This is a genomic window from Yoonia sp. JB2-21 (assembly GCF_055693545.1).
The window spans coordinates 2,722,562-2,744,925 of sequence record NZ_JBVFUC010000001.1 but is presented as its reverse complement, the minus strand read 5'-3'; the positions used below and the strand labels follow the sequence as shown (position 1 = coordinate 2,744,925).

Annotated in this window: 27 protein-coding genes; 17 read left to right on the top strand and 10 right to left on the bottom strand. The window is 58.3% G+C overall.

What is annotated here, in order from left to right; genetic code table 11:
* From ACZ1G5_RS13810 to ACZ1G5_RS13780, 7 genes are all read left to right on the top strand, one after another.
* Positions 1-678 (top strand): haloacid dehalogenase type II, encoded by a 678-nt coding sequence (locus ACZ1G5_RS13810; protein ID WP_472733389.1) that lies wholly within the window; start codon positions 1-3, stop codon positions 676-678.
* Positions 678-1,496, top strand: coding sequence for an alpha/beta fold hydrolase (locus ACZ1G5_RS13805; protein ID WP_472733388.1), 819 nt, complete (start codon positions 678-680; stop codon positions 1,494-1,496). Before ACZ1G5_RS13810 ends, ACZ1G5_RS13805 begins: the two co-directional genes overlap by 1 nt.
* Complete coding sequence (locus tag ACZ1G5_RS13800) at positions 1,493-2,464, top strand: threonine ammonia-lyase (protein WP_472734342.1); 972 nt, start codon at positions 1,493-1,495, stop codon at positions 2,462-2,464. Before ACZ1G5_RS13805 ends, ACZ1G5_RS13800 begins: the two co-directional genes overlap by 4 nt.
* Entirely contained in the window at positions 2,461-3,660 is a 1,200-nt protein-coding gene (locus ACZ1G5_RS13795; protein ID WP_472733387.1) for an endonuclease/exonuclease/phosphatase family protein, read from the top strand. The genes ACZ1G5_RS13800 and ACZ1G5_RS13795 overlap by 4 nt, the downstream gene beginning before the upstream one ends.
* A complete protein-coding gene (gene pcaD / locus ACZ1G5_RS13790; RefSeq protein ID WP_472733386.1) occupies positions 3,653-4,441 on the top strand; it encodes a 3-oxoadipate enol-lactonase in 789 nt (262 codons plus the stop codon). The genes ACZ1G5_RS13795 and pcaD overlap by 8 nt, the downstream gene beginning before the upstream one ends.
* 55 nt (positions 4,442-4,496) lie before the next feature.
* The gene (locus ACZ1G5_RS13785) at positions 4,497-5,714 is read left to right on the top strand and encodes a TCR/Tet family MFS transporter (RefSeq protein ID WP_472733385.1); all 1,218 of its coding nucleotides are present in this window, start codon (positions 4,497-4,499) and stop codon (positions 5,712-5,714) included.
* A gap of 72 nt (positions 5,715-5,786) precedes the next feature.
* Positions 5,787-6,866 (top strand): zinc-binding dehydrogenase, encoded by a 1,080-nt coding sequence (locus ACZ1G5_RS13780; protein ID WP_472733384.1) that lies wholly within the window; start codon positions 5,787-5,789, stop codon positions 6,864-6,866.
* Positions 6,867-6,900: 34 nt separating this feature from the next.
* Here ACZ1G5_RS13780 and ACZ1G5_RS13775 read toward each other — a convergent pair whose 3' ends face one another.
* Positions 6,901-7,344 (bottom strand): GNAT family N-acetyltransferase, encoded by a 444-nt coding sequence (locus ACZ1G5_RS13775; RefSeq protein WP_472733383.1) that lies wholly within the window; start codon positions 7,342-7,344, stop codon positions 6,901-6,903.
* 29 nt (positions 7,345-7,373) lie between these two features.
* Between ACZ1G5_RS13775 and ACZ1G5_RS13770 the strand changes: the two genes are divergently transcribed.
* Positions 7,374-8,603 carry a mandelate racemase/muconate lactonizing enzyme family protein gene (locus ACZ1G5_RS13770; protein WP_472733382.1) on the top strand — a complete coding sequence of 410 codons (1,230 nt, stop codon included), beginning with the start codon at positions 7,374-7,376 and terminating at the stop codon, positions 8,601-8,603.
* 30 nt (positions 8,604-8,633) lie between these two features.
* Here ACZ1G5_RS13770 and ACZ1G5_RS13765 read toward each other — a convergent pair whose 3' ends face one another.
* The gene (locus tag ACZ1G5_RS13765; RefSeq protein ID WP_472733381.1) at positions 8,634-8,993 is read right to left on the bottom strand and encodes a diacylglycerol kinase; all 360 of its coding nucleotides are present in this window, start codon (positions 8,991-8,993) and stop codon (positions 8,634-8,636) included.
* Positions 8,994-9,129: 136 nt separating this feature from the next.
* Here ACZ1G5_RS13765 and trhA point away from each other — a divergent pair, with 136 nt between their 5' ends.
* On the top strand, positions 9,130-9,768 hold the full coding sequence (trhA, locus tag ACZ1G5_RS13760; RefSeq protein ID WP_472734341.1) for a PAQR family membrane homeostasis protein TrhA: 639 nt from the start codon (positions 9,130-9,132) through the stop codon (positions 9,766-9,768).
* On the opposite strand, the gene ACZ1G5_RS13755 is transcribed toward trhA, so the two are convergent.
* A complete protein-coding gene (locus ACZ1G5_RS13755) occupies positions 9,761-10,132 on the bottom strand; it encodes a GFA family protein (RefSeq protein ID WP_472733380.1) in 372 nt (123 codons plus the stop codon). The genes trhA and ACZ1G5_RS13755 overlap by 8 nt on opposite strands.
* Before the next feature lie 157 nt (positions 10,133-10,289).
* On the opposite strand from ACZ1G5_RS13755, the gene ACZ1G5_RS13750 reads away from it, so the two are divergent.
* Complete coding sequence (locus tag ACZ1G5_RS13750) at positions 10,290-10,583, top strand: CBU_0592 family membrane protein (protein WP_472733379.1); 294 nt, start codon at positions 10,290-10,292, stop codon at positions 10,581-10,583.
* Here ACZ1G5_RS13750 and ACZ1G5_RS13745 read toward each other — a convergent pair.
* Complete coding sequence (locus ACZ1G5_RS13745) at positions 10,580-11,299, bottom strand: M48 family metallopeptidase (RefSeq protein WP_472734340.1); 720 nt, start codon at positions 11,297-11,299, stop codon at positions 10,580-10,582. The genes ACZ1G5_RS13750 and ACZ1G5_RS13745 overlap by 4 nt on opposite strands.
* A 105-nt stretch (positions 11,300-11,404) precedes the next feature.
* Here ACZ1G5_RS13745 and ACZ1G5_RS13740 point away from each other — a divergent pair, with 105 nt between their 5' ends.
* The 5 genes from ACZ1G5_RS13740 to ACZ1G5_RS13720 all read left to right on the top strand — a co-directional run bounded on the left by ACZ1G5_RS13740 (position 11,405) and on the right by ACZ1G5_RS13720 (position 14,219).
* A complete protein-coding gene (locus tag ACZ1G5_RS13740; protein ID WP_472733378.1) occupies positions 11,405-11,638 on the top strand; it encodes a hypothetical protein in 234 nt (77 codons plus the stop codon).
* A 2-nt stretch (positions 11,639-11,640) separates the two neighbouring features.
* Positions 11,641-11,799 (top strand): hypothetical protein, encoded by a 159-nt coding sequence (locus tag ACZ1G5_RS13735; protein ID WP_472733377.1) that lies wholly within the window; start codon positions 11,641-11,643, stop codon positions 11,797-11,799.
* A complete protein-coding gene (locus ACZ1G5_RS13730; protein WP_472733376.1) occupies positions 11,796-12,893 on the top strand; it encodes a class II histone deacetylase in 1,098 nt (365 codons plus the stop codon). The genes ACZ1G5_RS13735 and ACZ1G5_RS13730 overlap by 4 nt, the downstream gene beginning before the upstream one ends.
* 61 nt (positions 12,894-12,954) lie before the next feature.
* Positions 12,955-13,533, top strand: a complete 579-nt coding sequence (locus tag ACZ1G5_RS13725) for a nitroreductase family protein (RefSeq protein WP_472733375.1) — start codon at positions 12,955-12,957, stop codon at positions 13,531-13,533.
* On the top strand, positions 13,530-14,219 hold the full coding sequence (locus ACZ1G5_RS13720; protein ID WP_472733374.1) for an EI24 domain-containing protein: 690 nt from the start codon (positions 13,530-13,532) through the stop codon (positions 14,217-14,219). Before ACZ1G5_RS13725 ends, ACZ1G5_RS13720 begins: the two co-directional genes overlap by 4 nt.
* On the opposite strand, the gene ACZ1G5_RS13715 is transcribed toward ACZ1G5_RS13720, so the two are convergent.
* Positions 14,206-14,493 carry a DUF1467 family protein gene (locus ACZ1G5_RS13715; RefSeq protein ID WP_472733373.1) on the bottom strand — a complete coding sequence of 96 codons (288 nt, stop codon included), beginning with the start codon at positions 14,491-14,493 and terminating at the stop codon, positions 14,206-14,208. The genes ACZ1G5_RS13720 and ACZ1G5_RS13715 overlap by 14 nt on opposite strands.
* A 65-nt stretch (positions 14,494-14,558) precedes the next feature.
* Positions 14,559-14,963: a methylmalonyl-CoA epimerase gene (mce, locus tag ACZ1G5_RS13710; protein ID WP_472733372.1), complete on the bottom strand. Its 405-nt coding sequence runs from the start codon at positions 14,961-14,963 to the stop codon at positions 14,559-14,561.
* Between the two features lie 127 nt (positions 14,964-15,090).
* Here mce and ACZ1G5_RS13705 point away from each other — a divergent pair, with 127 nt between their 5' ends.
* Positions 15,091-15,807: a response regulator gene (locus tag ACZ1G5_RS13705; protein WP_472733371.1), complete on the top strand. Its 717-nt coding sequence runs from the start codon at positions 15,091-15,093 to the stop codon at positions 15,805-15,807.
* A gap of 9 nt (positions 15,808-15,816) precedes the next feature.
* On the opposite strand, the gene ACZ1G5_RS13700 is transcribed toward ACZ1G5_RS13705, so the two are convergent.
* The gene (locus ACZ1G5_RS13700) at positions 15,817-16,296 is read right to left on the bottom strand and encodes a DUF1993 family protein (protein ID WP_472733370.1); all 480 of its coding nucleotides are present in this window, start codon (positions 16,294-16,296) and stop codon (positions 15,817-15,819) included.
* Positions 16,296-18,149, bottom strand: coding sequence for an aspartate--tRNA ligase (aspS, locus tag ACZ1G5_RS13695; RefSeq protein WP_472733369.1), 1,854 nt, complete (start codon positions 18,147-18,149; stop codon positions 16,296-16,298). Before aspS ends, ACZ1G5_RS13700 begins: the two co-directional genes overlap by 1 nt.
* A 187-nt stretch (positions 18,150-18,336) precedes the next feature.
* Between aspS and carB the strand changes: the two genes are divergently transcribed.
* Entirely contained in the window at positions 18,337-21,666 is a 3,330-nt protein-coding gene (gene carB, locus ACZ1G5_RS13690; protein ID WP_472733368.1) for a carbamoyl-phosphate synthase large subunit, read from the top strand.
* Positions 21,667-21,677: 11 nt separating this feature from the next.
* Here the strand turns inward: carB and ACZ1G5_RS13685 are convergent, their stop codons facing one another.
* Positions 21,678-21,974, bottom strand: a complete 297-nt coding sequence (locus tag ACZ1G5_RS13685) for a hypothetical protein (RefSeq protein WP_472733367.1) — start codon at positions 21,972-21,974, stop codon at positions 21,678-21,680.
* Between the two features lie 74 nt (positions 21,975-22,048).
* Complete coding sequence (locus ACZ1G5_RS13680; protein WP_472733366.1) at positions 22,049-22,351, bottom strand: hypothetical protein; 303 nt, start codon at positions 22,349-22,351, stop codon at positions 22,049-22,051.
* Positions 22,352-22,364 lie beyond the last annotated feature (13 nt).

The window sequence follows — 22,364 nt, the reverse complement described above, 5'->3', positions numbered from 1 at the left end:
ATGCCCATCACGACAATTGTGTTTGATGCCTATGGCACGCTTTTTGATGTGAACGCCGCTGCGATGGAGGCGGCCAAAGATCCCGCGCATGCGGATCTGGCGGCCGTCTGGCCCGCTTTGGCGCGCGATTGGCGGCTTAAGCAGTTGCAATACACATGGCTGCGCGCCGTGGCCGGGCAGCATTGTGATTTTTGGCAGGTGACCCAAGACGGTCTGGATTGGGCGATGGAAGCACATGGCCTGACCGCACAAGCCACGCGCGCCCGGCTGCTCGAACTCTATTGGGAACTTGAGGCCTACCCGGAGGTCCCGGCGATGCTCAAGGCTCTGAAGAAGCAGGGCAGATCAACCGCGATTCTGTCAAATGGCGGACCTGATATGCTGAAGGCCGCGGTGTCGTCCGCCGATATCGACGACCTGTTGGACGCCACGCTCAGCGTTGAAGATGTGGGCGTCTTCAAACCGCATGACCGTGTCTATGACCTTGTTGGGGGGCATTTTGGATGCGCGCGCGACGAGGTTCTGTTTGTATCATCGAACGGCTGGGATGCTGCGGGCGCTGCGGGCTATGGTTTCCAAACCGTGTGGGTCAATCGCGCGGGTGAGCCGATGGACAGGCTCTATGCCAAACCGCACCATGTTCTGGCCAACCTGACCACAATTCCGGAGCTTACCTGATGCCCAGCTTGACCGCCAATGACCGGGTGACACTGCACTACACCGACGAAGGGGCCGGTATTCCGGTCATCGCGCTGGCCGGGCTGAGTCGGAATGGCGCGGACTTTGATCATGTGGCACCACACCTGCCCGTGCGCCTGATCCGGCCGGACTATCGCGGACGCGGGCAATCGGAATGGGCGGATCCCGCAACCTACACCATCCCACAAGAGGCGGCAGATGTCTTGACGCTGATGGACCATCTGGGACTGCAAAAGGCGGCGATACTGGGCACGTCACGCGGCGGGCTTATCGCGATGTTCCTCGCCGCGACAGCCAAGGACCGGCTCTTGGGTGTGGCGCTCAACGATATTGGCCCGGTGATTGCGGACAAAGGGTTGGAGGTGATCAAAGATTACATCGGCCGCAACCCGGCGCAGAAAACCTATGCTGAAGCGGCAGCAGCCCGCGCCAAACTCTGGACCCATTTTACCGATGTGCCAATGACGCGCTGGTTGGCAGAGGTGGAGGCCCATTATGCGCAAATCGCTGATGGGCTCGTCATCCGCTATGATCCCAAACTGCGCGATGCTGTGCTGGAGGCGGGCGCACAACCGGTCCCCGATCTATGGCCATTGTTTGATGCGCTGGCAGAACTGCCTCTCGCGCTGATACGTGGGGCGAATTCCGACCTGCTCAGCATCGAAACTGCCGATGAGATGAGCCACCGCCGTCCCGATATGATCCGCACCGATGTGCCGGGGCGCGGCCATGTGCCGTTTCTGGATGAGCCGCAATCACTTGAAACCCTGCATGCATGGCTGGAGAAACTGCAATGAATATAGATATGATCCGCGCATCAGCCGTCCGCATCAAAGGCCATGCACGGCGCACACCGATCCTGACCTCACCGTTCTTGGATGACATCGCAGGGCGGCGCGTTTTCCTCAAAGCCGAATGCCTGCAACACACGGGGTCCTTCAAATTCCGCGGCGGTTGGTCCGCCATTTCAGCGCTGACCGACAATGCCCTGAAAACCGGCGTGATTGCCTTTTCTAGCGGCAACCATGCGCAAGGTGTCGCACTTGCCGCGCGCGAACACGGCGCGCCAGCGGTCATCATCATGCCCGCTGATGCGCCACAGGTGAAGATCGACAACACGCGCGCGCTTGGCGCGGAAGTTGTGCTTTACGACCGCGCAACCGAAAGCCGGGAAGAGATTGGCGCTCAACTCTCCTCCGCGCGCGGCCTGACATTGGTCCGCCCTTACGACGAACCCCAAGTGATCGCAGGGCAAGGCACAACTGGGCTTGAGATCGCGGAAGATATGAACGCATCGGGCGTGACAGATGCAGACGTCATGGTCTGCTGCGGCGGCGGCGGGCTGACGTCGGGCATCGCCCTCGCCTTGGCCGCAGACGCGCCCACTTTGCGGGTGCGGCCTGCCGAACCAGAAGAGTTTGACGACGTCACCCGATCACTGATCAGCGGCAAGATCGAAAGCAACACGCGCCGTGACGGATCGCTTTGTGACGCGATCATCACGCCACAACCCGGCGATCTGACCTTCCCCATCATGCAGAAACATTGCGGGCCGGGCGTGGTCGTCAGCGAAGACGAATGCATGCGGGCCGTCGCCCTCGCGTTTGAGCGGCTGCGCATTGTCATCGAACCGGGCGGTGCGGCCGCACTGGCCGCCGCCCTGTTCCACCCGGATGAATTCTCAGGCGATGCAGTCGTCGCCGTCGCCACTGGCGGCAATGTCGATGCCGCCGTCTTTGCCAAAGCCTTGGAGACCCTAAAATGACCCGCTTTACGATTGCCAGCTTCAACGTCAAAAACCTGATTGGGGCGGGCGAGGAATACTATCGGTTTGAGGAATACACGCCTGAAGAATACGCTTGGAAGCGGGCTTGGCTGGCTGATCAACTGCTGACGATGAATGCTGATATCATCTGTTTTCAGGAAATCTTTACCGAAGATGGGCTGCGCGATGTGGTGATCGAGACCGACGAACTGGGGTTGGCGGCGAATGAGGCCGTGATCCCCGACCGCTCCAAACGCTATGCGCGCAAAGCGATTTTTCGCAAGCTGGCCTATGAACCCTATACCGAAGCAGGACTGGCCTTTGCGCCCAATAGCTTTGATGGCGGCCCCGGTCAGCGCCGCCCCGGCGTGGCGGTCCTGTCGCGCTTTGGCTTTGTCGGTGCGCCAGAGATTATTCAGGATTTGCCAGAACCGCTCTCGGTGCCTTTCAGTGACCTTGATGGCAGTGATGGCGGGTCCTATACGATCAAACGTCTCAGCCGACCGATCCTCAAGGTGCGCATCCCGGTCGGCGACGACGTGATTACCGTCTTCAACTGCCACCTGAAATCCAAGCTGGGTGAATTGCCCAAACCCAAAGGGGCCGCCTTCCCACCCGCAGCCGATCTGGTGAACTACGACCCGGCAACCCGCGCGATGGGATCACTGCGGTCCGCACTGCGCCGTATGGCCGAAGCCTGGGTGCTGCGTTCAGCGATCTTGAAGGAATTGGAGGCAGGCAATCCGGTCATGGTCTTGGGCGATTTCAACGACAGCGAGCATGCCGTCTCTTCCGAAATCATCACCGGCGAGGCACCGTTCAAAAACTATGCATGGATGCGGCGCCATGATGCCAAAACCAAGCGGGATCGGTACAGCGACGACGAAAACGCAATCATTCAGGAAGCGATCGGCAAGGTGCGGCTCTATTCAGCGGAAAAGCTGTTCGTAAAGAAATCCCTGCGTGACATGGTTTATACATCGGCTTTCGGCGGGGTTTTTGAAAGCATCGACCAAATCCTGATGTCACGGCATTTCCTGCCCGATGTGGCAGGCTCTATCGGCGAGATGGAGTACTTCAGCGTGCTCAACGATCACTTGACGGACGGGTCACACCCCGAAGCGCCCTACAACAAGCTGGCCTCGGATCACGGACAGATCATGGCCCATATGGTGCTGGGCGACCCCGATGCCTGAGGTTTTGCGCGACGGCGTCAAGATTCATTTTGCGGTGCAGGGGGCTTCCGATGGCCCCGCAGTCGTCTTTTCCAATTCGCTTGGGACAACGCTGCACCTGTGGGACCCGATCCTACCATATCTGCCAAAGGGTCTGCGGATCATCCGATATGATATGCGGGGGCACGGGCAATCTGACGTGCCCGAAGGCCCCTATACGATGGGTCAGTTGGTCAGTGACGCAGAGGCCGTCTGCGATGCCTGCAACGTGAAAGAGGCGATGTTTTCCGGGCTCTCCGTTGGTGGCATGGTTGGGCAGGGGCTGGCCGTGAAACGCCCTGATCTGGTGCGCGCATTGGTGCTGTCATGCACGGCCGCAAAAATCGGCAATCCTACGTTCTGGCAAGAGCGTATCGACAGCATTCGCAAGCATGGCATGGCCGCCGTGTCGGATGACATTATGAAACGCTGGTTTGGGCGCGATTTTTACGAAAGCGCTTCGGTATCCACCTGGAAGACAATGCTTGAGGCGGTCGATGTGACAGGCTACGCGGGCGTCTGTGCTGCCATTGCGGGCACTGATTTCTACACGCCCACCAGCGGGTTGCGCATGCCGGCCCTTGGCATCGCAGGATCCGAAGACGGCTCCACCCCACCCGATCTGGTGCGTGAAACAGTTGACCTGATCCCCGGATCACAGTTCGCCCTGATGCGGCGCGCAGGGCATCTGCCTTGTGTGGAACAGCCGCAGGTCTATGCAGAGCATCTGACAGCATTCCTCAAGAACACAGGCCATATCTGACGGCCTGCCCGACACAGCGCTTGCAAACTGAACTCATCGGTTTAATCCTGCGCAGATGAATAAACGTCTGGCCGTCACCTTTATCCTGATCTCTGTCATGCTTGATAGCATGGGGATCGGACTGATCATGCCGGTGATGCCCGATCTCATCCAAGAGGTCGAAGGCCAAGGGCTCGGCGCAGCCGCGGTATGGGGTGGTATCCTTGCCACGATTTTTGCGGCGATGCAGTTCATCTTTGGCCCCACCGTCGGCAACCTGTCGGACCGGTACGGACGCAGGCCGGTCTTGATCATCTCATTGGTGATCATGGCCTTTGACTATGTGCTGATGGCGGTCGCGCACACGATCTGGCTTTTGATCATCGGACGGATCATTGGCGGTATCACGGCCGCAACGCAGTCGACATCGGCGGCCTATATGGCCGATATATCCAAGCCGGAAGAGAAAGCCGCAAACTTCGGCCTGATCGGTGCTGCTTTTGGGGTGGGCTTCGTCCTTGGGCCCCTATTTGGCGGGGTTCTGGCAGAATACGGCACCCGCGCGCCGTTTTGGGCGGCCGCCGGATTGGCCGCCGCAAACGCGATCTTTGGTTACTTTGTGCTGCCCGAGACCGTCACCGACCGGATCCGCAGACCTTTTGAGTGGCGCCGCGCCAATCCCTTCGGGGCCTTCAAGAACATCGGATCACTCCCTGGCCTGAAGCGGTTGATGTTGATCACCTTCGTCTACACCATCGCATTCTTTGTTTACCCCGGGGTCTGGGCCTATTTCGGCGCAGAGCGATTTGACTGGGGACCGGGTATGATCGGGCTGTCGCTGGGGATTTTCGGGATCGGCATTGCCATTGTTCAGGGCCTGCTGATCCGCCCCATTCTCAACCGTATTGGCGAGCGCAAAGCGGTAATACTTGGGCTATCAATCGACGTCTTGGCCTTTGTCGCACTTGGCTTTGTGACAAATGGCTGGGTGGCGCTTGCCCTGACACCTTTGACCGCACTCGGCTCCATCGCAGGACCGGCCTTGCAAGGGATCATGTCGCGCACGGCATCGGATGACCAGCAGGGCGAATTGCAGGGCACGGTGACGTCCATCAACGCCGTGGCAACAATCGTGGCCCCACTGATGGTCACCCAAACATTTTGGTACTTCACGGCAGAGACGGCACCCTTCTATTTGCCGGGTGCACCCTTCCTTTTGTCGGCGGTGCTGACAATCGGGTGCATCGTCGTCTTTATGCAAACACCCCGACCAAAGCGCGCCCGCGTCACATAACGTCGCGTTCTGACTTGCACGGGTGAACCGCGCACCGCAGGGTTGCCCTAACGCAACGCTCAGGACCATCGCATGACACAGATCAAAGCCGCAGTTTGCCGCGAATTCGGCGCGCCACTGACCATCGAAACCGTAACACTCGCAGCCCCCGCGATGGGCGAGATCGAAGTGACGCTCAGCGCCTGTGCGATCTGTCACTCGGATATATCCTATATGGACGGTGCTTGGGGCGGAACATTGCCCGCCGTCTATGGGCATGAGGCCGCAGGGCACGTCAGCGCAGTTGGCGACGGCGTGCGCGGCATGGCCGTTGGCGATCCGGTTGTGGTGACCCTGATCCGCGCTTGCGGCACTTGCCCGTCCTGCGCAGGCGGCAAACCCGTGGCTTGTGAAAGCGATATGGCCAGCGGCCCCCTCAGCGACGCGGATGGCCAACCTTTGGAGCAGGCGATGGCGACCGGCGGTTTTGCCGAACGCGTCGTTGTTGATCAAAGTCAGGTCGTCAAACTGTCGGACGGGATCGGAATGGAAGCCGCCTCTCTTTTGGCATGCGGCGTAATCACAGGCGTCGGGGCTGTCGTGAACGCAGCTCAGCTTCGTGCAGGACAGGATGTGGTTGTTATCGGCGCGGGCGGCGTCGGTCTGAATGCCATTCAGGGGGCGCGCATAGCCGGTGCCCGCCGTATCGTTGCTGTTGACATGTCTGAGGAAAAGCTCGCCATCGCAAAGGAATTCGGTGCAACAGATGGCGTTATGGCAACGGCAGAGAAACCATGGCGCGCCGCTAAAAAGGCGATAGGACGCGGCGCGGATGCGGTGTTTGTCACCGTTGGCGCAATCCCCGCCTATGATACCGCCCCGCAGTACTTATCCAACGGTGGCAAGGTGATCATGGTGGGCATGCCGCATTCGGGGGCGATGTCGTCCTACGAGCCCGTTATGCTGGCAGCGACTGGTCAAGGCATGGTGGGATCCAAAATGGGCGATGTGGTCATCGCACGGGATATTCCCTGGATGATGGACCTGTATGAACAAGGACGTCTGAAGCTGGATGAGCTGATTTCCGGACGCTGGTCACTGGAGCAGATCAATGAAGCGATTGCTGATACCAAGACCGGATCAGCCAAGCGGAACGTGATTGTCTTTGACTGACCTGTGCCAAAGGTAAGGTGGATCATGATCCACCTTACATATCCATCGCACGGTCATCCCAATCAAACACCACGATATCCCCGGTTTCACGCGCGCTCATTGCGGCATAAAGTGCGCGTGCGGGCGCATTGTCCCCTTCGGTCGCGACCCAGATCCCCTCGCATCCACGCGCCTTTGCAATCTCTCTCAGCCTATCACACAAACGCGTTGCAATCCCACGCCGCTGGTAGGCATCGCGCACCCCCACCTCGGCCACAAAGAACGCAGGCGGCTTATCGGGATGATACATGATTTGCCCGCTGGCCATGCCAACAACAGACGTCCCGTCAAAGGCCAGAACCATCTCATGCAGCGGGTCATCCAAAAACGCCTGTGCTTGATCGGGTCTGATAGGACTATCAAACAGCCCATCTTCCACGCCCAATAACACATCCAGATCATCTGGACCCAAGCGCCCAAGCGTGATTGTCTCGCCCATAAGCGTGCCTCCATCGAAAGACCTTGCTCATGAAACTCGCCGATCTTGATATCATTGTCACGGCCCCGCCTGCGCCGGGCTGGGGTGGGCGCTATTGGATTATCCCCAGGGTGACGACAGACACGGGCGTTGTGGGCTACGGTGAATGCTACGCATCATCCATCGGGCCCGAAGCGATGAAGGCCGTCATCAAAGACGTCTTCGCGCGCCATATGGCAGGCGAGAACCCCGAAAATATCGAACTGATGTTTCGCCGGGTCTATTCCGCCGGTTTCACCCAACGCCCTGATCTGACCGTCATCGGCGCATGGTCGGGCTTGGAAATGGCCTGCTGGGACATCTTGGGCAAAGACCGCGACCGCCCCGTGCACGCCCTGATCGGCGGGCGCATGAACGATCGCATTCGTGCCTATACCTACCTCTACCCCCGCCCCTCGCATCCGCTGCCAGACTTCTGGGCCAGCCCCGATATGGCGGCAGAAGTGGCGCTTGATATGGTCGAGCAAGGCTACACGGCCGTCAAATTCGACCCCGCAGGCCCCTACACGATCCGCGGCGGGCATATGCCGTCGATGCATGACATCAGCCTGTCGGTAGCGTTTTGCAAAGCGATCCGCGCGGCGGTGGGCGACCGCGCTGATCTGCTGTTTGGCACACACGGGCAATTCAGCACCGGGGGTGCAATCCGGCTGGGCAAGGCTTTGGAACCATACAGCCCGCTTTGGTACGAAGAACCGATCCCGCCGGACAACGTAGCGGAAATGGCCAAGGTCGCTAGCGCTGTGAACATCCCCGTCGCCACCGGCGAACGGCTGACCACAAAGGCTGAATTCGGGCCGATCTTACGATCCGGGGCGGCAACGATCCTGCAACCCGCGCTTGGGCGGTCAGGCGGCATCTGGGAAACGAAAAAGATCGCGGCCTTGGCCGAAGCCTATAACGCGCAAATGGCCCCGCACTTGTACGCCGGTCCGATAGAATGGGCGGCGAATATTCAACTGGCGGGCTCAATCCCCAACATCCTGATGGCAGAAACGATTGAGACGCCATTTCACAACGATCTGATCAAAGGCAGCATAGTGGTCGAGGATGGCTATATTCCGGTCCCCACCGCAGCCGGGCTTGGGATCGACGTGGACGAAGACCTCGCACGGGCGCACCCTTTTGACGGCACCGGGCTGCACCTGCAAATGCAAGAGGACCCTATCGGCTATCATGATGTGAACCGTTTCGCAGGCGGCGCCCCGGTGAAGGCCTAGGACACAGGGCCGATCAGATTGCGCCATCCATCACCAGATCAATCCTGCAATCACACAAACCCAGGCCACGCCAACGCCGATTGCTGTTACCGCCACCGCCGCTGATCCACAGTCCTTGGCCTGCTTGGCCGCATCGCGGCGCTCTGTTCCGATGTCGTCGACGACACGCTCAATGGCGGTATTCATGCATTCTGCCGCCAGCACGATGATACCGCCCATCAACAGCATGCCGCGTTCGCCCGCCGACATGGGCAGGGCAAAAGCCAGCATCGCAAAGACAACATTCAGCACGAGCCATTGCATCAATGACCCTTCGGTCCTGTACACATGCACAAATCCGTCCCATGACCAGATCGCCCGTTGCCTGACACGTAAAATTTGCTGCCACATCATGACCGTCCTTCCCGCTTTTGGCGGAGTTTGGGCGAAGTTTGCTGGCCTGCCAAGGCCGTACACTGACCCAACGAAACAATTGACCGTGGCAGATGCCGGGTTACCGTCAAAAGGCACCCGAAAGGATCTCGCCATGTACCCGACCTACGCACGCTCTGAACGCATCGCTGATGGCACCATGCATGCGGTTGGCGTTCTGGGCGCGATCATAGGGGCGGTTTTGCTGATCATCTGGTCCGCCGGAACAGCGAGCGTCGGACAAATGACCGCCATTTCGATCTATGGGGCGACGCTCATCGCGACTTTCGTTGCATCAGCTTTTTATCACATGACACCGTGGGAAAGTATTCGGCCCACCCTACGCCGCTTTGATCATGCCGCAATTTACCTCAAGATCGCGGGGACATACACGCCGCTTGTCGTGATCATCGGAACCGGGTTTGCCTATACGGTTCTTGCGGTCATATGGGGACTTGCCATCATCGGTATGGCGCTCAAACTGTTCTTTTGGCGCACGCCGGGGCGCTTCGGCCCTGCACTCTATCTCGCGATGGGGTGGTTGAGCCTCGCACTGATCTGGTCGCTTTGGCCACTTGTGCCGGTCTCAGCGATGATCCTGATGGGGATGGGGGGCCTGCTCTACACCGCTGGCGTGCCGTTTTACGCCAGTGAGACAATGAAGTTCTCCATCGCGATCTGGCACGGGTTTGTTGTCACCGCCTCCGCTTGTTTCTTTGCCGCAATCGCGATTGCGATGGCCGCGATCACTTAGGATCAGGACCCTCGTCCAGAAACGCCCACGTCTCGGCACCATCAAAGTGGCGCACAGGAACAGCGGCGACGACCGCAGGATCAGCCAATCGCAGGTTGACGGCCATATAGGTCTCGGGTTCCGTTGATTTAAGGTCTGACCAATGGGTCGTGCACCCGCACGTCTTACAACGATGAAACGCCAGGGCCATATCACCCCATGCATAGCGATCAGTCGGTCCTGTCACCTTAATCTGCTGCATCTTGGCATAAATCCACAATGTACCCAGCCTGCGACAGACCGAACAGTTGCACGATGTCGTCCAGCGTGGCGTGTGGTGATATTCGTAGCGTACCGCGCCGCAATGGCATGAACCCGTTATCATCGCCTGTCCTCCTGTTGGTTTCCATCAGGGTAAGGAAAGCCTGACCTGACAATCCCGCAGCCCCTGCCCTAAGGTCACCTTAGGGCGCGGTGTTGCACCCCGCGAGGCAATTTCAGCCTTGGGTTTATGAGTTAATTTATGCATTTAGGCGATCCCGATGACCAGTTTTACTGATTTCTTTGGTCCAACATTTTTTGACGCTGTCGGGATCGCCGGCTTTGGGCTCTATGTCCTGAACTACGCCCTGCTGACGTTTCAGCGGATCAAATCGGAAAGCATATCCTACTTTGTCGTCAACGGATCAGCCGCTTGCATGGTGCTGGTCGGGTTGACGAATGCGTTCAACCTTGCCTCTGCGATGATACAGATCTTCTTTATCTGCATCTCGGTGGTGGCCGTGATCTTACGATTGCGCGAACGTCACGCAGCAAAGTCCCCCTTGCAATACTAAAGCCCGGCTGCAACGCGCTGCACGGTCCTCAGACGGTCTGCGTTGGGTGGATGGGTGCCAAGGAACTTATCGCCCGGATCAGGGATACGGAAAAAGAACTGCGCACCATTGAGCGGATCAAATCCCGCCGCAGCTGCAATGCGGGTTCCCAACGCGTCAGCTTCCAGCTCAAAATCTTTCGAATAAGTGCGCGCACCAACCGTTGCACCGATCCGTTGCGCGGTTTCAATAGAACTGGCGTCCGTCGCACCCAACGCCCCCGCCAGTTGACCAATCAAGAGACCACCCAAGGCCGCGTTGCGTTGCTGTTGGGCGATATGACCCTCAATGTGGTGCGCTGCCTCATGCGCCATAACAAAGGCCAGTTCATCGCGGTTACGGGCCTCGGCAATGAATGGCACAGTAAAGCCAATAATCGGTCGCCCGCTGGGATCCAGCGTCTGGAACGCATTCACGCCTTGGCCGGGTCTGGTATCGACGACAATGCGGAAATCGCAATTGACCCCTTGTGTTTGCGCGCGGCAGATACGTTCCGCCACAGGCTCAACGCGACCAACGACAAATTCAAAATTATTGACCGCCTGACGTTGTGACAATTGCGGCGGGGTCGGATTGGCCTGCACGGTCGGCGTCGCAGGGGGCGACGCTGCATCTTGCACGACAACAGGCGTGCAAGCCCCGAAACCCAAAATCAAAATAAGTGGCAACAAGCGCATCATGACCCTCCCCAAAACCATTGTCATATGCTGGCAGCTTAGCATCTCTGGCATCCACTGCCAGCACCGATTGCACGCGCATTCATCGGCGGCTAGGCTACATATATGTTTACAATCGAACACGAATTTGATGCCACCGTCGTCACCCTGGTCGATGAAGGCAAAGCACCCCTGAAAGAAGACGTGATTATCAATGCCTTTGATGACTGCGTCTCAATCTCTCAGTTTGATCCGCGGACGGACGAAGTGGTTCAGATCACGCTATCGTTGACACAGTTGCGCGATCTGGAGGCAGCGCTCGACTTGCCCGAAGGCATTTATCAATTGCGCAAAGCATAACGATGGCTTTGTTCCACTTTGCGCCCGGCGAAACCCCGCATGCGACGATCCTGCAGCCCGGTTTCACACCAATTGCGGGCCGCCGACACTTGCCAAAACACAAAGAACCGACATGGGGTCTGCAAAGCATGCAAGCGTATCTGGAAAAGGACAAGGAATGACGACGGGTTTCTTTTGGGACGAACGCTGTTTCTGGCACGGTGGTGGGAACTACGCGGGCATGTTGCCCGTTGGTGGACTGGTGCAACCGCTGGACGGTGGCCTCCCGGAAAACCCCGAGACAAAACGACGGCTCAAAAACCTGATCGAAGTCACCGGGCTGTCAGCCGAATTGGCCATGCAAGGCGCTGAACCGGCGACGCACGAGGACCTACTGCGCGTGCACCCCGCCCAATACCTTGATGAATTCAAAACACTGTCGGATGCAGACGGCGGCGAATTGGGCCGCAGAACACCCTTCGGCCCCGGCGGGTTCGAAGTCGCCGCACAGTCCGCGGGTTTGGCAAAGGGCGCCCTCACAGCAGTTTTGACAGGTGCAGTCGACAATGCCTATGCCCTGTCACGGCCTCCGGGGCACCATTGCCTGCCAGACTATCCAAACGGGTTTTGCCTGCTCAACAATATCGGCATCGCAATCGAAGCAGCAAAGGCGGCCGGTCTGGCTCAGCGCTTTGCCGTGCTGGACTGGGACGTGCACCACGGCAATGGCACAGAAGCGGTGTTCTACGACGACGACACTGTGCTGACGGTCTCAATCCATCAGGACCGAAACTATCCGATGGACACAGGTGCTTTTGCTGATCGTGGCTCCGGGGCCGGCGAAGGGTTCAACCTCAATATCCCGCTGCCACCCGGCACTGGCCATACTGGTTATCTGGCAGCAATGGACCGCATCGCCCTGCCCACAATCCGCGACTTTGCGCCGGACGTTCTGATTATCGCCTGCGGATTTGACGCCGCTGCCAACGATCCGCTGGGCCGCATGCTGGCCACAGCAGACACCTTCACGCTGATGACCCGGGCTGTCATGACATTGGCGGGCGATGTCTGCGGCGGCAAGCTTCTGATGGTGCACGAAGGCGGCTATTCGGAAACCTACGTCCCGTTCTGCGGCCATAACGTACTGCAAGAAATGTCAGGCAGCACCATCAGTGCGCCCGATCCATTTGCCGAGGTCTTCCCGCTGCGCCAGCCCGATGCGCGCTTTGACGCCTTTGTTGATGACTGGCTCGCCGAACTCAAAGCGGCCCTGTAGCAACCGTTGTCTTCGGGCCTGCCCGACCATATCTGCAATGGAACCAAAAATAGGATCATGCATGCCCACGCCAAACCCCGCCGCCCTTGATTTTCTGCTGACCCGCCGGTCGCGCCCGGCCAAGACCCTGACAACGCCGGTCCCGGACCGGGCAACGGTTGAAACGCTTTTGACGGCGGCAGCGCGCACACCCGATCATGGCAAGCTGGAGCCTTGGCGCTTTATGGTCCTGACGAAACCCGCATTATCCCGTCTGGCCGCACGTGTCCCCGACCGGGGGGCTGCACTGGACATCGATCCCGATAAGATCACGAAGGCTCAGGATCAATTCGCAAACGCTGATCTTGCGGTCGCTGTGATTAGCAGTCCAAAAACATCCGACAAAATCCCGCAGATCGAACAGGTCTATTCTGCCGGGGCCGTTTGTCTGGCCTTGGTCAATGCGGCACTGGCCGCTGGCTGGGGGGCAAACTGGTTGTCGGGCTGGGCCAGCCACGACCGGACGTTCGTCAGCGAAGGTCTGGGACTTTCTGCATCTGAAACGGTTGCCGGATTTATCCATCTTGGGACAGAGACGAGCGCCCCGCCTGAACGCCCCCGCCCCGATCTGAATGCCATGACAACCTGGGTCGATGCATGATCCTTGCGTCATTTCTCAAAGCAATCTCGCAGTTGCCCGACCCGCGGTTTCGCAGTGTACTTTGGCGCGGCATAGCCCTGACCATCGCATTGCTCATTGCGATCTACGCGCTGTTATTGATGCTGATCGAGTGGCTGACAGCCGAACCCATCACCCTGCCCGGTGTTGGGGAAATCACATGGCTCGGTGACCTGCTCAGCTGGGGGTCGCTTGGCCTTGTTGTTGTGATGTCGATCTTTTTGATGGTGCCCGTGGCCTCGGCCATCACATCGCTGTTTCTGGATGAAGTCGCACAAGCCGTCGAAGACAAACATTTCCCAGCCTTACCAGACGTGCCGCGTATCGGATTTTGGGAAGGGTTGCGCGATACGGTCAATTTCCTTGGGGTCTTGATCGGCGCGAATATTCTTGCGTTTGCGCTCTATGTCATCTTCCCCTTTGCGGCCTTCTTCATCTTCTATGCGCTCAACGGGTTTCTTCTGGGCCGGGAATATTTTCAGTTGGCCGCGATGCGCCGGATCGGGCGGGCACGAGCCAAAGACCTGCGCAAACAACACCAGTCAACGATCTGGCTTGCGGGATGCCTGATGGCGGTCCCGCTCTCGTTCCCGCTGATCAACTTGGTGATCCCAATCTTAGGCGCAGCGACATTTACGCACCTCTACCACGCGGTCAGTCGCGACTGACCTCTGGTGTCGACATCCGATCGAACCAATCGAGATCACGCACTGTGATTGCCCCCGACAGGATCGTGCCCGCAATGACGATCCAAATCGGCAAGGCCCACATGGTCGTGACCTTGGCCTTGCGCTTGATATTGAAGTTAGCAGGTGATGACGCGTGAGTACCGGGCACGATCTCGCCAGCTTCGCCTTGGGTCTCCAGGCGCAGCGGAAGCACGACAAAGAAAACAAGCGTCCAAATGACGGCAAAAAGCACCAGACCAGAAACGGGACCCACGGGCAGTAATCCTTCTGCAAATACGTTAAGGTGTAGATACGCCGTTTAGACGACAGGACAAGGTCCTAGACCTGTTCCAATTCAACAAGGCAGCCGTTGAAGTCTTTGGGATGCAGAAACAGCACCGGTTTGCCATGCGCCCCGATCTTGGGCTCGCCCCCGCCCAGCACCCGCGCACCTTCGGCCAAAAGGTGATCGCGTGCCATCAGGATATCATCAACCTCATAGCAGACATGGTGAATACCACCCGACGGGTTCTTGTCCAAAAACCCCTGGATCGGAGAGCCGTCGCCAAGCGGGTAGAGCAACTCGATCTTGGTATTGGGCAGCGTGATAAAGACCACTGTCACACCATGATCGGGTTCGTCCTGCGGTGCACCCACGTCGGCCCCCAGCATGGTACGATATTGCGCACTTGCCGCCTCTAGATCAGGAACAGCGATGGCGACGTGGTTCAGACGACCGATCATGGGCATTTCTCCTTTTGCGGGCTTTATGGCCCGTGACAAAGACCGAGGCAACGGACGATAGGCTTAAGAACCTCTTTACCTTGTGCTGTTTTCTATGATGCCAGCTGCAATAAAGGGAAGAATCGCCATGGAACCGCTTGACGATCAAATGCTCACCCGTGCGCCGACGGCACGCCGCCCGCTCTTGGGTCTCACGGTGCTTGTCGTGGAAGACAGCCGTTTTGCCAGCGAAGCCGTCCGTTTGCTTTGTCTACGCTCTGGCGCCCGCATCCGACGCGCTGACAGCCTCGAAAATGCGCGGCGACATCTCGCAATCTATAAACCTACTGTGCTCTTGGTCGATGTGGGCCTGCCGGATGGGTCGGGTCTGGCGCTGATCCGCGGTTCGGCAGACGCGTCTCCAAGGATCGACGTCATTCTGGGTGTCAGCGGCGAACCGGATGCGGAATCCGACGTTATGGCCGCCGGCGCAGATGGTTTCATAGCAAAACCGGTCAAAAGTCTCTTCGCTTTTCAGTCCGCAATTCTTGCGCATCTGCCCGCAGAACGGCAACCACCCAGTCCACGCGTGATGTCCGACGAAACCATCCTGCCTGACCCTATCGCCTTTCGCGACGACCTCAGCCATGCGGCGCAGGTTTTGCAGGACCAAGACGAAGAGGGGACATTGGACTATGTCACGCAATTCCTCGGCGGGGTCGCGCGCAGTGCGCAAGATCACGATTTGGATGCGGCGGTTTCAAACCTTGTCCAGTTGCGCGATGCGGGCACCAACCCCGACCAGGGCGTGGCAGCCCTTTCACAAATCGTACAGTCCCGCATCGCCGCTGGCGGACCGCTCTAGGCCGCACAGTTATGTGTCGAAAGAGAAACCTTTGGGATAGGCATGTAGCCCATCAAAGTCGGATTTGCCGATATCTGCACCCTGCTGACGCAAAATGGCAAAGGCCATGCTGAGATGAAACCAAAGGTTAGGGTGCGCAAAACGCAGCAGGTATTCCTGCGCGGACTGGTCCAATCCCGCGAAACCTGCAACGTGGCGGACCCGGCGACTGTCCGCGCCATCAAAATCGGCGGGTGTCAGCGCTTCAATCATGGTTTTCGCCGCCAGCAGCATCTGTTGCGGCGATGTCTGCTCTAGCTCTGGCACCACACGTTCGGTCAGCGGAAAGGTGGATCGCAACGCAAAACTGGCCACTGTCTCAAACTGTTCGGCGCAATGAAACATATCCGGATGCAGTCTGGCCCGCATCATCTTTGGTGTGGCAGCCGCGGCAAGCCCAAGCGCCTGATCAAGCGCTTGGAGTGCCACAGGAACGGCCACCGCAAACATCAGCTTTCAGGCGGCAGCACCCGCAGGCGCAATTCGCGCAGCTGTTCGTTTTGCGGTTCGCTGGGTGCGTCCATCATCAGATCTTCGGCACGCTGGTTCATCGGGAACATGATAACCTCGCGGATGTTGGACGCATCCGCCAGCAACATCACGATCCGGTCGATGCCCGCCGCACAGCCTCCGTGGGGGGGCGCGCCATATTGGAACGCATTGACCATCCCGCCAAAGCGCTTTTCAACTTCATCTTTGCCATATCCGGCCAGTTCAAACGCCTTGAACATGATCTCGGGGCGGTGGTTCCGGATCGCACCGGACACCAGCTCGTAGCCGTTGCAGGCCAGATCATACTGATAGCCCAGCACCTTCAGCGGATCGCCTTGCAGTGCCTCCATCCCACCTTGCGGCATAGAGAACGGGTTATGTTCAAAGTCGATTTTGCCGGTTTCTTCGTCCTGTTCATAAATCGGGAAATCCACGATCCAGGCAAAGGCAAAGCGGTTGAGGTCCGTCAGACCCAATTCTTCACCAATCACATTGCGGGCCTTGCCAGCCACGCCTTCAAAGGCCTTTGGCTTACCGCCCAAGAAAAACGCCGCATCGCCCAGACCCAGGCCCAACTGCTGACGGATCGCTTCTGTCCGCTCTGGTCCGATGTTCTTGGCCAGCGGACCCGCCGCTTCCATGCCACCTTCGACTTCACCGGATTTCAGCTTGGCCTGCGCCTCTTTCACCGAAATACCCAGTTCTTGCGCGACAGCATCGGCCGTCTTCTCACGCCAGAAGATATAGCCCATCCCGGGCAACCCTTCTTTCTGGGCAAAGGCGTTCATACGGTCACAGAATTTGCGGCTACCGCCCGTCGGGGCAGGAATAGCGCGGACCTCGGTCCCTTCTTGTTCCAACAACTTCGCAAAAATCGCAAAACCGGACCCTGCAAAATGTTCTGACACAACCTGCATCTTAATCGGATTGCGCAGGTCCGGCTTATCGGACCCATACCACAACGCGGCATCACGATAGGAAATCTGCTCCCACGTCTGGTCAACCTTACGACCGCCGCCAAATTCCTCAAAGATACCCGTGATCACCGGCTGGATGGTATCAAACACATCCTGCTGCTCCACAAAGGACATCTCCAAATCCAACTGATAGAAATCTGTGGGCGACCGGTCTGCACGCGGGTCCTCATCACGGAAACAGGGGGCAATCTGGAAATACTTGTCGTAACCCGACACCATAATCAGCTGTTTAAATTGCTGGGGGGCCTGCGGCAGGGCGTAGAATTTGCCGGGATGCAAACGCGACGGCACCAGAAAATCGCGCGCACCTTCAGGGGATGATGCGGTAATAATCGGCGTCTGATATTCACGGAACCCACTGTCCCACATACGGCGACGCATGGATGCCACCACGTCGGAACGCAGCTTCATGTTGTCCTGCATCGCCTCACGGCGCAGGTCCAGATAACGATACTTCAGGCGTGTTTCCTCAGGATATTCCTGATCACCAAACACCATCAGCGGCAATTCCTTGGATGCACCCAGCACTTCGATCGCGCGGACAAACACCTCAACCTCGCCGGTGGGCAACTTCGCATTCACCAATTCCGGGTCCCGCGCCTTCACCTCGCCATCAATGCGGATACACCACTCAGAGCGCACCTTTTCCACATCAGCAAAAGCGGCTGAATCCGGGTCGCACAGCACCTGCGTGATGCCATAGTGATCGCGCAGGTCGATAAACAGGATACCCCCGTGATCACGGACCCGATTGACCCAGCCTGACAGACGGACAGTTTCACCGACATTGGCGGCGGTCAGATCGGCACAGGTATGGCTGCGGTATGCGTGCATGGGTCAATTCCTTAAGGCGATTGTCGGCCCGATACACATCTTTGCCCACATGAAGTCAACCTCCCCCTTCATCTTGTCCAAAAAACTCCCGCCGGAGGCATCAAATTTCTAGAAATTTGATCGCCCCCTTGCGCCTGCGCGCGCCATCCCTATAACCCACGACAATTTGCAAATAAGGGGGCCTGCCATGCCAAAGCGTACCGACATACAGTCGATCATGATCATCGGCGCGGGGCCCATTATTATCGGACAAGCCTGCGAGTTCGACTACTCCGGCGCACAGGCTTGCAAAGCACTGCGCGAAGAAGGCTACCGCGTCATCCTTGTCAACTCTAACCCCGCGACGATCATGACCGATCCGGGGCTGGCAGATGCCACCTATATCGAACCGATCACCCCCGAAGTCGTCGCCAAAATCATCGAAAAAGAACGCCCCGACGCTCTGCTGCCCACCATGGGTGGGCAGACCGGCCTGAACACATCGCTGGCTTTGGCCGACATGGGTGTTTTGGAAAAATTCAACGTCGAAATGATCGGGGCCAAGCGCGAAGCCATTGAAATGGCAGAAGATCGCAAACTCTTCCGCGAAGCGATGGACCGATTGGGCATCGAAAACCCCAAGGCAACAATCATCACCGCGCCCGAAGTGGACGGCAAACGCGACATCAAGGCAGGGCTGCAATTGGCCATCGACGCCATCGAATATGTCGGCCTGCCCGCCATCATCCGCCCCGCCTTTACCCTTGGCGGCACCGGCGGCGGCGTGGCCTATAATCGCGAAGACTACGAATACTATTGCCGCACCGGGATGGAGGCCTCGCCCGTGGGTCAAATCCTTGTGGACGAGTCCCTGCTCGGCTGGAAAGAATTCGAAATGGAAGTCGTGCGCGACAAGGCCGACAACGCCATCATCGTCTGTGCGATCGAAAACGTAGACCCTATGGGCGTGCACACAGGCGATTCGATCACTGTCGCCCCCGCCCTGACCCTAACGGACAAAGAATATCAGATCATGCGCACGCACAGCATCAACGTGCTGCGCGAAATCGGGGTCGAAACGGGCGGGTCCAACGTGCAATGGGCCGTGAACCCCGATGACGGGCGCATGGTTGTGATCGAAATGAACCCCCGTGTGTCGCGGTCGTCCGCGCTGGCGTCGAAAGCCACCGGTTTCCCCATCGCAAAAATCGCGGCGAAACTGGCTGTGGGCTACACGCTGGACGAGCTGGACAATGACATTACCGGCGTCACACCTGCGTCGTTTGAACCTACAATTGACTACGTCGTCACCAAAATCCCGCGCTTCGCATTCGAGAAATTCGCAGGGTCCGAACCCTATCTCACAACCGCGATGAAATCCGTGGGCGAGGCGATGGCGATTGGCCGCACCTTCCACGAGTCCATGCAAAAAGCACTCGCCTCCATGGAAACCGGCTTGACCGGGTTCGACGACATCGACATCCCCGGCGCACCCGACACCGCCGCGATCACCAAGGCGTTGGCCAAGCAAACCCCGGACCGCATCCGCGTCATCGCCCAAGCCATGCGGCACGGGTTGTCGGATGATGATATCTTTGCCGTCACCAAGTTCGATCCATGGTTCCTGGCACGTATCCGCGAAATCATCGAAGAAGAAGCCAAGATCATCAAAAACGGCCTGCCCGTGACAGAAGACGGGTTACGCGCCATCAAAATGCTGGGCTTCACCGACGCCCGCCTTGCCAAACTGACCGGGCGCACCGAAGATCAGGTGCGCCGCGCGCGTCACAACCTTGGCGTGACGGCGGTCTTCAAACGGATCGACACCTGCGGCGCGGAGTTTGAGGCGCAAACGCCCTATATGTACTCCACCTATGAGACCCCCGTGATGGGCGACGCGGAATGCGAGGCGCGTCCTTCGAACCGCAAGAAGGTGGTGATCCTCGGTGGCGGCCCCAACCGGATCGGGCAAGGAATCGAGTTTGATTACTGCTGTTGTCACGCCTGTTTCGCCCTGACCGATCAGGGGTACGAAACCATCATGATCAACTGCAACCCAGAGACGGTTTCAACGGACTACGACACCTCCGACCGCCTCTATTTCGAACCGCTGACCTTTGAACACGTCATGGAAATCCTGCGGGTCGAACAGGACAACGGCACCCTGCACGGTGTTATCGTGCAATTCGGCGGGCAAACCCCGTTGAAACTGGCCAACGCGCTGAACGAAGCAGGCATCCCGATCCTGGGCACCACGCCAGACAGCATCGACCTGGCCGAAGACCGCGAGCGTTTCCAGCAACTTGTCCAGAAACTCGACCTCAAACAGCCGCATAACGGCATCGCCTCAACCGACGAGGAAGCATTGAACATCGCCGAAGGCATCGGTTTCCCGCTCGTCATCCGGCCATCCTTCGTCCTCGGTGGGCGCGCCATGGAAATCGTGCGCGATATGGACCAACTGCGCCGCTATATCTCGGACGCCGTCGTCGTCTCGGGCGACAGCCCCGTCCTGCTCGACAGCTATCTGTCCGGTGCGGTCGAGGTTGACGTCGACTGCCTGTCAGATGGCAACGCGACCCATGTCGCGGGCATCATGCAGCATATCGAGGAAGCAGGCGTGCACTCAGGCGACAGCGCCTGTTCCCTGCCTCCCTATTCGCTGTCCGACGCGGTGATCGCGGAAATCCGCAGCCAGACCGAAAAACTGGCCAAGGCGCTGAACGTCGTGGGCCTGATGAACATCCAGTTCGCGGTGAAAGACGAGGTCGTCTATCTGATCGAGGTAAATCCCCGCGCATCCCGCACCGTGCCTTTCGTGGCGAAAGCAACGGACTCTGCCATCGCGTCCATCGCCGCCCGGCTGATGGCGGGTGAGCCTTTGTCAAACTTCCCCCTGCGCGAACCCTACCCCGAAACCGAAAACCCGATGGACGTGCTGCCCTTGGGCGACGCCTTCACATTGGCCGACCCGCACACCCCGTGGTTCAGCGTGAAAGAGGCCGTGCTGCCCTTCGCCCGCTTCCCCGGCGTCGATACGATCCTTGGGCCAGAAATGCGGTCGACAGGTGAAGTCATGGGCTGGGACCGGTCCTTCCCCCGCGCGTTCCTCAAGGCGCAAATGGGCGCGGGCACAGAACTGCCAGAGGCAGGCACCGTCTTCATCTCGATCAAGGACGCCGACAAGAAGCCGATGATGCTGGAAGCGGGGCAAATGCTGCTGAAACTGGGGTTCGACATCGTGGCGACACGGGGCACCGCGGCCTGGCTGACGGAAAACGAGATCGCCTGCGAAGTGGTAAACAAAGTCTACGAAGGCGGGCTGACGATTGTGGACCGGCTGAAAGACGGGCACATCGCACTGGTCTTCAATACGACGGAAGGGTCACAAGCGGTCGAAGACAGCCGCGACATCCGCGCCGTCGCCCTCTACGACAAAATCCCGTATTTCACGACGGCAGCTGCGTCACATGCAGCCGTGCTGGCGATGCAGGCACGGGTTGAGGGGGATGTTGGGGTGAGAAGCTTGCAGGGGTAAGAAGGTAGATATCAGCCGTTAGCAAGGAATGTGATTATCGGTTTCCCGCCGTTGCCGCCAGTAACCTCTTTAAGAAGATCGACAACGTAATCACGCTCATATGCAGGGGTCTTCCCATCAGACGCTACAAAATCTGGGTGATCTACTGTCACCGGATTCTTCATTCCTTCGGTATTAGCCCCTTGTTGCAGAGCGAAACGTGCACAACCGTTCTTATTGTCGTGAGATAACAACCCATATCCAAGTTGGCCAAGAATATTTTGTAGCTCCACCCACGTAATAGGCGAGTCGGCCTGCAACTTGCTCATATCGATACCTCAAAAACAAAACGCCCCGTTGAGCACGGGGCGTTAACGCTGTCCTGCTCGGGCTGCAGCAGTTACTATGCCGCGATAGCCTCGTCAAGCTTGAGGGTTAAAAAGTTCCCAAGGATGTCACCTTCGCTATCCAAATGATGCGAAAACTCGTCATATGAATACTCTGACCGATATGTAACATCGCAACCATAGGTGGTTTTGACGTGATCGTTCAGGCATGTGATTACACGTTCGAAAGCAGTCTTTCGATCTGCACTGCCCGTGTGGACCAAACCACGAATGCCGCGCGAAGAAAACACGTGAGTGTTACCTACAACACGATAAACAAGCTCGACCACTCTGGGAGCTTCAACAATGCTATTACCCATTTTTACCTCTCTT